A 12,265-nucleotide genomic window follows, 5' to 3' on the forward strand; every position below is an offset into this window, starting at 1 on the left:
GATGAGGGGCGGGCATTTTTTTGTCTGGATCAAGCCGCCAGCACTGGCCTGCAGGAGCGAGCTTGCTGGCGATCTTTTGATCTTAAAAGCTCGCTCCTGCAGGGTTTGTGGGGCTACTTCACCGTTTTCGGTACCTTGCCCTGCTGCATCTGTTGCAGCAGCGGTGCGCACTGGTTGGGTTCGCCGCCGCTGGGGGCGATCAACGCCAGCAGACCGGCCGCCGGGCCGGCAATCACGCCCAGCGCCACCATGCCTGCACCGCGCAGCAGCAGCGGTACCGCTTCCACACCCGCCGAAGGGTTGCCAAAGGTGCCTTTTACGTACAGCGGTGAGCGCAGCGAAAACAAACGCAGGCCCTTGGACTCGGGGGTGATTTTCAGGTCGAGCTGTTCGGTGGCAAAGTTGGCGGTGCCGTCGATGTAGATGATCGCGTTCTCGGTATCAAACACAAACAACTGCGAAGTGGCCAGACCATCCTTGATCCCGAAGTCCGCCGCCGCACAGTTGATCTTCACGTCTTCGTCGCCGAATATTTTGCCCACCACATAGTTACCGACGTTCAGGCCGGCAATTTCCATAAGGCTGCGGCTGATGGCGCCATCATTGATGATCATCTTCAAGCCGCCATTGGCCGTGCCCAGTAACTTGGCCACCGAGTTGCCGGTGCCCGACAGCGTGGCATCGCCATTGAGCTCACCAAAGCTGGTTTTCATCGGTTCAAAGGTCGGGAACAGCTGCTTGAGCTTGAAGTTGCGCGCGGTCAATTTGGCCCGCCCCAGCATCGGCGTACTGCGGCCGTTGAGGTTGATTTGCGCATCCAGCTTGCCGCCCGCAACGCCAAAACGCAGTGGTTCGAGTTTCAGCTCGCCATTGTCCAGCACCACATGGGTGTACAGGTCAGTGAACGGCAGCTCGGCACTCTGGACGATGCGCTTGCCGGTGAATTCCACATCGGCATCCATATCGCGCCAGCGTTCAGTGCGGAACTCTTCAACCGGCAACACTTTGCCCGCCGGTTGTTTGCTGTCGCCGCCACGGGCTTTTTGCTTGGCGTTGGAGTCCGCGCCAATCAACGGGGCCAGGTCAGCCATCAGCAATTGATTGGACACCAGTGCGCCGCTCAGCTTGGGCCGTGGCTGGCTGGCGACGTATTTCAGGTTGCCATGAATATCGCTGCTACCGATTTTGCCGTTGAAGTTTTCGTAAGTGAAAACTGCGCCGTCCGGCTCATGCAGTTTGGCAATCAGGTGACCATCGGTTGAGTACGGCGGCGAGTCAGGCAGGGTTACGCCGGTCAGTGGATAAAGGTTGGCCAGGCTGCTGCCTGCCAATTTCAGGCGCAGGTCCAGCGCCCCCAGGTTGAGCGGGTCGGTCAGGGTCCCGGCCAGCGCGACTTTGGTGTCGGCAATGCTGACTTGCGCCTGCAACGGGAAGGGTTTGGCCGCGTCCTGCAAGGCCAGCAGGCCGCCAATTTTGCCGGTACCGTCGAGGTTCTGGCCGTGGTACTGACCTTTGACCTTCAGCGCGAATGCGTAGTCTTGTGGCGCAGAACCTTTCTCCAGCGCTTTTTTCGCCGCGCTCTGGCCGACGATGTCGCTGAACGGGATGGGTTTGCCCAGCGGATCGATCACTACATCCAGACGGGTTTTGAGGGTCTGGTCATTGAGCGTCACATGGCCCTTGTCGAAACCTATGGCGCCAATGTCCACCTTCCAGTCCGAGGGTTTTTCGTTCGGGTCTTTGGGGTCTAACTTGAATGTCCAGTTCGCCCGGCCATCGGCCAGACGCTCCAGGCTGGCCGATGGCTCGGTCAGGTCGATACGCGGGATATCCACGGTCTGCGTCAGCAGCGCCAGCGGTGACAGACGCAACTCCACCTTCTTCAGGCCGACCATTTGCGGTTCTTTTGACCACTCGGGATTGCCCAGGCTCAGGTCTTCGGCAATCACATGGGGCCACGGCACCCAGGCACGCCAGCCACCCTCGTCCGCTTCGCGCTGCCAGCGCACGGCCAGGTTGCCGTTTATGGCAAATGGGCGATGGAGGATGTCAGACACTTTGGTATTGATTGTGGGCTTGATCCGGTTCCAGTCGAAGGTAGCGAGGATCACCACCAGGACCACCACCAGCAGAAGCAAAATACCGCCAATCCAGGCAAGGACTTTACGGGTGCGTGTCATTTAACGGCTCCTTATTACGGCTGAACGTCCCAACTGCGGCGTTTTACAATGGCTGCGACGCTAATAAAAGTACGACTGTCAAAGACTGCCCAAGGTTTAACCGGAGGCCGACTTTCATGAAAAAAACACCCGAAAGCCGCAAGCCAGAGCACTCAAGCCTGAACAATCAATTGTGTTGATTATCACCATTGGCCGTATGAACTTTGATATCGAAGATCCAAGCGTAGCATTGCTTACCTGACTAACTAATTGCCCTGCTACGGAGCACCGATATCATGAAACGCCCATTACTGCTTGGTCTTGGCCTCTCACTGTTGGCCATCAACGCCTTTGCGATGCCCGCCGACGACGAGCAAACCCCCATGGTGCAGCCTGCTTCCAGCAGCTTGAGCCAACCGCTGAATCCTGTGGCTGAAGACGGTGCCCAACGCACCCTGAACCAGCAGAACCGCGTAGCTGAGGACGGTGCACAACGCACTCTGAACCAGCAGAACCCTGTGGCTGAGGACGGCGCACAACGCACTCTCAACCAGCAGAACCCCGTGGCTGAAGATGGCTACGACCGCACTCAACGCCAGAGCAACCTGGTGGCGGAAGGCGGCGCGGATCGTCTTGCCGAAAGGAATCAACGTGCCAGCTAATCAAGTGATTGCAGGAGCCCGACGGCAACTGATTGCTCGCGATCTGTTTACGCAGTAATAGAGCTCGCTCCTGCAGAGTCTCCATTGCAGTTCGACGTCATCAAAGCCGATTTGCTAGAGTGCGCCGCTGTACTTGTCTGGAATACCAGCTCCGATGCTGCCTCGCGCCGAACAGAAGCAACAAACCCGCCTTGCGCTGATGGATGCCGCCCGCCACTTGATGGAATCGGGTCGCGGCTTTGGCAGCCTGAGCCTGCGCGAAGTCGCAAAAACCGCAGGCATAGTGCCCACCGGCTTTTATCGGCACTTCAGCGACATGGACCAACTGGGCCTGGCGCTGGTCAGTGAAGTCGGTCAGACCTTTCGCGAAACCATTCGTCTGGTGCGACACAACGAACTGTTTATGGGCGGTGTGATCAACGCGTCGGTACGGATCTTTCTCGATGTGGTGCAGGCCAACCGCTCGCAGTTTCTGTTTCTGGCCCGCGAGCAATACGGCGGCTCACAGCCAGTGCGCCAGGCTATCGGGGCGCTGCGCGAAGACATCACCTCGGATCTGGCCGCCGACCTCGGGTCCAAGCCCAAACTGCAGCACTTGAACCACGCAGGCCTTACGGTAATTGCCGATCTGGTGGTTAAAAGTGTATTCGCGGCCTTGCCCGATGTCATCGATCCGCCCGCCGAGGCGCTTCCCGACTACCTGCAACCCCAGGCAAAAATCAGCCAGCAGCTGCGTTTTATCTTTATCGGGCTCAAGCACTGGCAAGGCCTGGGCAGTACCGAGTAAAGGCGCGCACCTTGTTGGTGCAAAATAAAACTCATAGCGCACCATTATCGCTCGCCGCAGCCCCTTTCCCTTCCCCGGATCACTCGCCTTTGTTGTGCAACCCAAGGTTGGCAAGCCCCTTGCTCTGATCAAGGCATTGTCAATTGCAGGAAGCCTACCGATGTTGGTGATTCATCGCAGAGTTCAGCCCCACCCCGTGTGGAGCGCTGAGTTACACCTCAACTTCGAAGCCCGGAGCAAAAGCCGTTTGCGTTGCTTTAGCAGTGACGCCGAGGACGTCGGCCTGTTCCTTGAACGCGGACAACCGCCCCTGCATGACGGCGAATTTCTGCAAGCCCAGGACGGGCGCATCGTGCGGGTGTGTGCCAGCCCCGAAAAGTTGCTGCACGTGACCTGTCTCAATGCCTTTGAGTTGACCCGCGCGGCCTATCATCTGGGCAACCGCCATGTCGCCCTGCAAGTCGGCGATGGCTGGCTGCGCCTGCTCGATGACTACGTACTCAAAGCCATGCTGGAACAATTGGGCGCGCAGACCGAAGCCATTGAGGCGCCGTTCCAACCGGAACACGGCGCCTACGGCGGCGGTCATCATCATTCCCGCGCAGGCGAAGAAGACTTCAACTACGCCCCGCGCCTGCATCAGTTTGGTGTGCGTTTGTGAGTCCGGCATGGGCGCTGTTGCGCCTGGCCAGCCCACAGCTGCCGATTGGCGGCTACAGCTATTCCCAGGGCCTGGAAATGGCCGTCGAGAATGGCCGGGTATCCAGCCCGGCAACTGCCAGCCGCTGGATCAGCGATCAATTGCTGCTCAATCTGGCGCGCTTCGAGGCTCCGTTGCTGCTCGCCCATTGCCGGGCGGCGGCCGACGAAGACTGGAGTGCCTTGCAGCAGTTTTGCGACGAACACCGCGCCAGTCGTGAAACCCGCGAATTGCATCAGGAAAGCCGGCAAATGGGCTACTCCCTGCAGCAACTTCTGATGGGGTTGCCCGAGCTGGATGAGCCTGCACGGCTATTTCTCACCCAACAAGCCGAGCCGCACCTGGCACTCGGCTGGGCACTGGCTGCCCGGGCCTGGGGCATCAGTGCGTCAGACGCGCTGGCAGCCTGGCTGTGGAGCTGGCTGGAAAACCAATTGGCGGTGCTGATGAAAACCCTGCCGCTGGGCCAGCAGGCCGCTCAACGCATGACCAGCGAGTTATCCCCGGCGCTGCAGCAGGCGCAACAACACGCCAGCAACCTCGACTTATCCCGTTTGGGCAGTGCCGCTTTCGGCCTGTCATTGGCGAGCATGGCCCACGAGCGCCAGTACAGCCGTCTGTTTCGTTCCTAGGAGAATGCAATGAACACACAACCTTTGCGGGTCGGCATCGGGGGCCCGGTGGGCTCCGGCAAAACTGCCCTGACCCTGGCCCTGTGCCTGGCACTGCGGGACAAATACAACCTGGCGGTGGTCACCAACGATATTTATACCCGCGAAGATGCCGATTTTCTGGTGCGTAACCAGGCGCTGGCACCGGAGCGGATCATCGGTGTAGAAACCGGCGGCTGCCCGCACACCGCCATTCGTGAAGATGCATCGATCAACCTCGAAGCCGTGGATCAACTGAACCGGCGCTTCCCCGGGCTGGACCTGATTCTGGTGGAATCGGGTGGGGATAACTTGTCGGCCACCTTCAGCCCGGAACTGTCCGACCTGACGATCTACGTGATCGATGTATCCGCAGGGGACAAGTTGCCGCGCAAGGGTGGACCGGGGATTTGCAAATCCGACTTGCTGGTGATCAATAAAATCGACCTCGCACCGCTGGTGGGCGCATCGCTGGAGCTGATGGACAGTGACACCCGGCGCATGCGCGGCGCCAAGCCCTTTGTGTTCAGCAATCAAAAAACCGGCCACGGCCTGGATACCATCGTGAGGTTTATTGAACGGCAGGGGCTGTTGATCTCATAACCCGCGATCTTTTGTGGGCCTGAAGCTTTAAAAGCTCGCGCCTACAGAGTTGGACGTCACGGTGTATCATGTCGCGCAAACGCCCCAGCCGTGACGACGCCTGCCAATGCCCCATGTAGCCAGCTCCGCCTTCCCGCTCGAACTGACCGCCCTGTTTGCGGCGGTACAGCAGCATTTTCGCCAGGTCATTGTGCCGCTCTGGCAAGGCCCCGGCTGGAATGCCGAACTGGAACTGCCCTATGAGGCACTCAGCCCCGAGCACCGGCCACTGACGCCCCAGCGCTATCGCGCCATGGCCTGCGCCCGTCAGCTATATCTATTCGCCAGCTTGATCGATGACCCCGCCTTCCCCGGCGCTGCCGAGCGCGCAGGCAGGTTGTTCCGCTCGCTGCAAAGGCACTTTTACGACGCCGTACACGGCGGCTGGTTTTACAGCATCGACCCCGACGGCGCGCCACTGGATCAGCGTAAAGACCTGTATACCCACGCCTTTATCATCTTTGCCTGCGCCCATTACTGGGGCAAGGTGCGCGAGCCCGCGGTGGAATCAGTGCTCAATGCCGCGCTGAAAGTCGTCGCCGAGCGCTTCAGCGATGGTAATGGCCTGTACGAAGCCAGCCTAGAGCGGGACTGGTCAACGCTGGACACCGGCCCGCTGCAAAACCCGTTGATGCATCTGGCCGAGGCGTTTCTGGCGACTTTGTCGGTGCGCGACGATGCGCCGGTACACAGCGCATTGCTGGCGCTGGCCGATGGCATGCAACAGCGCTTTATCGAGCCTGTGCATAACGCCTTGCTCGAAAAACCGCTGGGGGCTGTGGATAACTGGTTTGAACCCGGGCATCAGTTTGAGTGGTTCTACTTGCTGGAGTCCTCGCCACTGCTGCGTCAAACAGCCCTGCACGACTCGCTTGCGCTCGCCTTCGACTTTGCCGAACAGGTTGGGGTCGACCCGCAGACCGGGGCGGTCTGCGGCATGCTGGCCCCGGATGGCACCTTGCGCGATGGCACCCAGCGCATCTGGGCCCAGGCCGAGTACCTGCGCGCCCTGACCTTGCGTCCGGCGCCCCTGCCCCGCCTGCAACGCCAGTTGCTGGCGTTGCAGCAGAACTTTTTACATGCCGGTGGCTGGTATGAATGCCGGGATGCGGCAGGCAACGTCAGCCGCCTGGACATGCCGTCGACCACGCCGTATCACCTGGCCACCTGCTACAGCGGCCTGGCGCAACTCCTGTAGGAGCGAGCTTGCCTCGCGAATATGTAAAGAGCTCGCGAGGCGAGCTCGCTCCTACAGGGGTAAGGTCAGGCAATCCACTTGCGATCGCCGGTAAAGCTGATGGTCAGCCAGCGCGCACTGTCGGCCGCGCCCAACATGCCTGATATCTCTTCACGAAACCCGTCCAGGGTCTTGATGCTGGTCAGCGGATATCCCGCCGGCAACACGATATGGATCTCGATAAAACGCGCCCTTCCGTGCTTTTGCACATAGGTTTTGTAGCCCTCAAAGCCATGGCGCGCCGACATTTCCTCGAGCACATCCCGCACCTTGTCATCGAGCTTGTCCGGGGCAATACCCAGGACGTCGCGCAAAGCCGGGCGCAGGATTTTGAACGCCGGAGCCAGCATGCTGAAAGCCAGCAAAATCAGGATCGCCGGGTCGACATAGGCGGCCCAATGGGCATAACCCTGTTGTTTCAGAATCAGCGCCGTGACAAAACTTATCAACAGCCCCACCGACAGCATGGCGTCCACCAGCCAGCTGATGTTGTCGAACTGGATCAGGCTGGACTTGAGCTTGCGGTTTTTACGCCGGACCCAGAAGTAGTAGGCAAACTCGATTACGGTAAACACCGCCGCGTAGATGATCACCAGGCCCAGCTCAATTTCGCGCCCGCCATTGATAATGCCGAACACGCCATTGAGAAAGGCATAGATCGCAATCAAAAACAGGAAACTGCCTTCGATCAGCAGCACCATGGGCTCAAGGTGCCAGAAGCCGAACTGGAAACGTTCGTTGCTTTCCTTGGCGATCAACTGTGCCGTGATCAGCATCAGTACTTTGATAAAGGTCGCGATCAAAGAGAAGAACCCATCGAACAAGATGGATTGCGAACCCGAAATAACACCCGTCACGATGCCGGCGATGGCCACCGCGAACATCAGAACGGTCGATTGTTTGAGCAGTTTCTGCTCACCACTGTTACTCACAAAAACTCCTTTTCAGCCCTGTTGAGTACGACCCCCTCAGGAGGTCGCGGGCAGGCTGCCAGGCGTGAGTTTACTCTGTGGCGTGGCGTTCGATGGCAAAACCGCTCCAGGACTGCGTGACGGGCATCAGTTCAAGGCGATTGATGTTGATGTGGGCCGGCGTATTGAGCACCCAGAAAATCGTCTCGGCGATGTCTTGCGGCTGAATCGGCTCAGCACCCTGGTAGGTGGCGTCATAGCGGGCCTTGTCGCCGCCGAAGCGCACCATCGAGAATTCGCTTTCACACAGACCCGGTTCAACGTTGCTGACCCGCACGCCCGTGCCCTGCAAGTCGCAGCGCAGGTTCAGGGAGAACTGCTTGACGAAGGCTTTGGTGCCGCCATAGACATGGCTGCCGGGGTACGGGTAGCTGCCGGCGATAGAGCCCAGGTTAACGATACCGGCACCGCGGCCGTAGGCAATCAGCCGGGGCAGCAGCAGGCGCGTGGTGTAGAGCAGCCCCTTGATGTTGGTATCGACCATGGTTTCCCAATCGTCGAGGTCGCACTTGGGCGCCGGATCGGTGCCCAGCGCCAGCCCGGCATTGTTGATAAGTCCGCGCAGCTTGCTGAACGACGGTGGCAGATTGGCAATTGCCTCTTCCATCGCCTTGCGATCACGTACATCTACTACCAGGCCATGGACTTCGGTCTGGCTGGACAGTTCTTCGCACAGGGCATCCAGGCGCTCTTTACGGCGGCCGGTCAGTACCAGTTTCCAGCCTGCTTGCGCAAACTTGCGAGCGCAGGCCTCACCAAATCCGGAAGTGGCGCCCGTAATAAACAGGGTGGAAGTCATAGCGTTCTCCTTGGCTGGCGGGCATCGGCCGCCGTTGAATAAGACGGGAAGCAGCATGCCCCGGCTGCGATTTGGCGGCAACCCGGCACATGATCCCGGACAAAACCTGTACGAAAAACAACCAACTCCCTGCAGGCCATGCCAGACAAGGGCTGGAGCCATATGCACTCACGTTATCCACAGGCCCGTCCACAGTCTTTGGGGGCAACTCCAAAATGGCCAAAGCCTCTGGCCACAAGGGGTTGAGCGCTGATTGAAGAGTTTTTAGCTTGACCTGGACGCAGGCAACATGCAGCCGCCCCAAAAAGGTGCAACCCGGTAAAACCTCTGAGATAGCCAGAGGCCAGTAATTCCGCCGCTCAGGGCATTCCTTCCAGAGTTTAACCACAGACTTATCCACAGGTTTGTTATCGACTAATGACTATGTTTATAACTGAACAAATCTGTTGACAAATCCTGCAGGAAGCCAGGTAAAAACCGCTGATCAAAAAACAACCACACCCATGCAAGCCACGTAAACAAAGGCCTGCAGCCAACTACTCCCACGTTACCCACAGCCACCTCCACAGCAAACGGGGACAAGTCAAAATGATGTTAAAACAGGTATTTAGAGCGGCTTTATGTCGCGCTTTCGCGGGTCTGGAATATTGTTTTCCACAATTTCAAAAGTGCGCTGTTGAAAAACAAAAAGCCCCTGGAAAGGGGCTGCGAAAATTGCAGGAGCGAGCTGGCTCGCGAGATTTGCAAAGCGCTCGCTCCTGCAGGGTGAACCCTTTAGTGCCCGCCTAAATACGCGTTGCGTACTTCTTCGTTGCTCAACAGTTCCTTGCCGGTTCCGGTCAGGCGGATTTCACCGTTGACCATCACGTAGGCCCGGTCCGACAGGCGCAGGGCGTGGTTGGCGTTTTGCTCGACCAGAAAGATGGTCATGCCGGTGGTAGCCAGTTCACGCAAGGTCGCAAAAATCTGCTTCACCACGATCGGCGCCAGCCCCAGGCTGGGTTCGTCCAGCAACAGCAACTTGGGACGGCTCATCAGGGCGCGGGCGATGGCGAGCATTTGCTGCTCTCCGCCCGACATGGTCATTGCCCGCTGATTACGCCGCTCCTTGAGCCTGGGGAAGAGTTCGAACATGCGCTGCATGTCTTCGTCGACATGCTTGTCGCCGATGGGGATGGTGCCCATCAACAGGTTTTCTTCCACCGTCATGTCCGGAAATACGCGACGGCCTTCCGGCGACTGGGCGATGCCATGGGAGGCAATGTAGTGCGAGGACTTCTGAGTGATGTCCACGCCCTGGTAGAAGATCTGCCCGCCACTGGCTCTGGGCTGGCCGAAGATCGACATCAGCAACGTGGACTTGCCCGCACCGTTGGAGCCGATCAGGCTCACGGTTTCGCCTTCCTCGATGTGCATCGAGACTTTTTTCAGGGCCTGGATCGGCCCGTAGTGAACGTCCAGTTCCTTGAGTTCGAGGATAGTGCCCGTCATATCAGCTCCTCTTCGTCGGCGCCAAGGTAGGCCGCGATCACTTTCGGGTCGTTGCGAATGGCTTCCGGCCCGCCCTGTGCGATCACGTTGCCGTGGTCGAGCACCACTATGTGATCGGAAATACTCATGACCATCCCCATGTCGTGTTCGATCAATACCACGGTCAAGTCGTGGTCGTCCCGCAGCAGACGAATCATCGCACTGAGCGCTTCGGTTTCCTGCGGGTTAAGCCCGGCCGCCGGTTCGTCCAGACAGATGATTTGCGGCCGCGTGCACATGGCCCGGGCAATTTCCAGGCGCCGCTGCTGGCCGTAAGACAACTCCCCGGCCAGGCGGTTGGCACAGTTCACCAGGTCGACGACTTCCAGCCAGTAAAACGCATGGTCCAGCGCATCGCTTTCGGCCTTGCGGTAGCCCTTGGTGTTGAGGATGCCCGCCAGCATGTTGCGGTTGACCCACATGTGCTGCGCCACCAGCAGGTTTTCCAGCACCGACATTTCCTTGAACAGACGAATGTTCTGAAACGTGCGCGCCAGCCCTGCACGGTTAACCAGATGGGTGCCGCCGAACATTTTGTAGTACAGGCGGCTGGCAAAGGCTTTGGGCGAGACAAAGTCCGTCAGCCTGAATGGCTCCCCCAGCAGCTTGATGACATTGGTCCGCGCCCCACGGGCATTGAGTTCGATTCTGCCGCCACTGGCTTTGTAAAACCCGGTCAGGCAGTTGAACACGGTGGTTTTCCCCGCCCCGTTAGGCCCGATCAGGGCAAAGATTGAATTGCGTTTGACCTTGAGACTGACATCGCTCAGAGCCTTGATCCCGCCAAAGTGCATCATCAGCTTGTCGACCGAGAGCACTACTTCGTCGTTGCTGGAGAGGTCTTTCATGGCGCGACTCCCTTACGTGGCGTGACCCCGACACGGCTGACCCGGATCAGGCCCCGTGGGCGCCAGATCATCATCAGCACCATCAATACGCCAAACAGCAGCACCCGGTACTCGGCAAAACTGCGCAACAGTTCCGGCGCCACGGTCAGGACAAATGCAGCAATCACCACCCCCACGGTCGAGCCCATACCACCGAGCACCACAATAGCGAGGATCAGCGCCGACTCGAAGAAGGTGAACGATGACGGGTTGACGAACCCTTGGTAGCTGGCAAAAAACACCCCGGCCAGACCTGCCGTAGAAGCGCCGAGGGTGAAGGCTGAAAGTTTGACCAGAACGTGATTCAGACCCATGGCGCGGCAGGCGATTTCGTCTTCACGCAACGCTTCCCAGGCCCGGCCAATCGGCATGCGAGTCAGGCGGTGCTTGATATACAGCACCAGCAGCACCACCAGAAACAGCACGATGTAGATAAACAGGAATTTGATATTGGGGTTGTAGTCCAGACCGAAGAACTGATGGAACGGTACCCCGCCGTCCTTGGCCACGCGACCGAACTCCAGGCCGAAAAACGTCGGCGATGGTACCGGCATGCCGTTGGGGCCGCCGGTAAATGACAGCCAGTTGTTGAGCACCAGGCGAATGATTTCACCAAAGCCCAGGGTCACGATGGCCAGATAGTCACCGTGCATTCGCAACACCGGGAACCCGAGAATGCATCCGGCCATCGCTGCCGCAATCGCCGCCAGCGGCAGCACCGACCAGAAACCCAGCCCCAGATACTGATAACCCAGTGCCAGCCCATAAGCGCCGATGGCATAGAAGGCCACGTAGCCCAGGTCGAGCAGCCCCGCCAGGCCCACCACTATGTTCAGCCCCAGACCGAGCAACACGTAGATCAGGCCGAGAATGACCACCGTCAGAATGTATTTGTTGGCGAAAAACGGAAACACGATGGCGATCACGATCAGCAACGGCACGATCCAGCGCAGCCGCGATTTGTAATCCGGGGGCAGTACGTGCACGCCGGAGCCGGTGGACTCGAACCCCTGAAGGATTTTCAGGCCCCTGGCCGTTTGCAGGAACAGGCTCAGAACAAAGCGCCCCACCATCACAATCGCAACCAGCCAGCCGACGCGCGCCGGCTGCAGGTTAAAGCTGTAGCCGTCGAGCACCACCCCCATGATAGGTCCGAACACAATCAATGAAATCAACCCGGCAAGGATCGAATCAACGACGCTTTTTTTGATATCAATCGGTTTGTTAATGGCTGCAGACAT

General features: G+C 58.8%; 12 protein-coding genes. 6 read left to right on the forward strand and 6 right to left on the reverse strand.

Features of this window, described 5'->3' with window-relative positions; all coding sequences use genetic code 11:
* Nucleotides 1-113 precede the first annotated feature (113 nt).
* Nucleotides 114-2,180, reverse strand: coding sequence for an AsmA family protein (locus tag B195_RS20435; protein ID WP_003439103.1), 2,067 nt, complete (start codon nt 2,178-2,180; stop codon nt 114-116).
* Between the two features lie 275 nt (nt 2,181-2,455).
* Between B195_RS20435 and B195_RS20440 the strand changes: the two genes are divergently transcribed.
* The 6 genes from B195_RS20440 (at nt 2,456) to B195_RS20465 (ending at nt 6,798) form a co-directional block, all read left to right on the forward strand.
* Nucleotides 2,456-2,821 (forward strand): hypothetical protein, encoded by a 366-nt coding sequence (locus B195_RS20440; protein WP_003439095.1) that lies wholly within the window; start codon nt 2,456-2,458, stop codon nt 2,819-2,821.
* A gap of 154 nt (nt 2,822-2,975) precedes the next feature.
* Nucleotides 2,976-3,608, forward strand: coding sequence for a TetR family transcriptional regulator (locus B195_RS20445; protein WP_003439093.1), 633 nt, complete (start codon nt 2,976-2,978; stop codon nt 3,606-3,608).
* A gap of 160 nt (nt 3,609-3,768) precedes the next feature.
* Nucleotides 3,769-4,269: an urease accessory protein UreE gene (gene ureE, locus B195_RS20450; RefSeq protein ID WP_003439091.1), complete on the forward strand. Its 501-nt coding sequence runs from the start codon at nt 3,769-3,771 to the stop codon at nt 4,267-4,269.
* Complete coding sequence (locus B195_RS20455; RefSeq protein WP_003439089.1) at nt 4,266-4,940, forward strand: urease accessory protein UreF; 675 nt, start codon at nt 4,266-4,268, stop codon at nt 4,938-4,940. The genes ureE and B195_RS20455 overlap by 4 nt, the downstream gene beginning before the upstream one ends.
* Nucleotides 4,941-4,949: 9 nt before the next feature.
* Nucleotides 4,950-5,561 carry an urease accessory protein UreG gene (gene ureG, locus B195_RS20460; RefSeq protein WP_003439087.1) on the forward strand — a complete coding sequence of 204 codons (612 nt, stop codon included), beginning with the start codon at nt 4,950-4,952 and terminating at the stop codon, nt 5,559-5,561.
* 106 nt (nt 5,562-5,667) lie between these two features.
* The gene (locus B195_RS20465; protein ID WP_003439085.1) at nt 5,668-6,798 is read left to right on the forward strand and encodes an AGE family epimerase/isomerase; all 1,131 of its coding nucleotides are present in this window, start codon (nt 5,668-5,670) and stop codon (nt 6,796-6,798) included.
* Between the two features lie 65 nt (nt 6,799-6,863).
* On the opposite strand, the gene B195_RS20470 is transcribed toward B195_RS20465, so the two are convergent.
* The 5 genes from B195_RS20470 to livM all read right to left on the reverse strand — a co-directional run bounded on the left by B195_RS20470 (nt 6,864) and on the right by livM (nt 12,265).
* Entirely contained in the window at nt 6,864-7,769 is a 906-nt protein-coding gene (locus B195_RS20470; protein ID WP_003439083.1) for a cation diffusion facilitator family transporter, read from the reverse strand.
* A 70-nt stretch (nt 7,770-7,839) separates the two neighbouring features.
* Nucleotides 7,840-8,607, reverse strand: a complete 768-nt coding sequence (locus B195_RS20475) for an SDR family oxidoreductase (protein ID WP_003439076.1) — start codon at nt 8,605-8,607, stop codon at nt 7,840-7,842.
* Between the two features lie 774 nt (nt 8,608-9,381).
* Nucleotides 9,382-10,098 carry an ABC transporter ATP-binding protein gene (locus B195_RS20485; protein WP_003439073.1) on the reverse strand — a complete coding sequence of 239 codons (717 nt, stop codon included), beginning with the start codon at nt 10,096-10,098 and terminating at the stop codon, nt 9,382-9,384.
* A complete protein-coding gene (locus B195_RS20490) occupies nt 10,095-10,985 on the reverse strand; it encodes an ABC transporter ATP-binding protein (RefSeq protein WP_003439071.1) in 891 nt (296 codons plus the stop codon). Before B195_RS20490 ends, B195_RS20485 begins: the two co-directional genes overlap by 4 nt.
* Nucleotides 10,982-12,265, reverse strand: coding sequence for a high-affinity branched-chain amino acid ABC transporter permease LivM (gene livM / locus B195_RS20495; RefSeq protein WP_003439068.1), 1,284 nt, complete (start codon nt 12,263-12,265; stop codon nt 10,982-10,984). Before livM ends, B195_RS20490 begins: the two co-directional genes overlap by 4 nt.

This window comes from Pseudomonas sp. Lz4W, assembly GCF_000346225.2.
In the GTDB taxonomy this organism is placed as follows: Bacteria; Pseudomonadota; Gammaproteobacteria; order Pseudomonadales; family Pseudomonadaceae; genus Aquipseudomonas; species Aquipseudomonas paraversuta.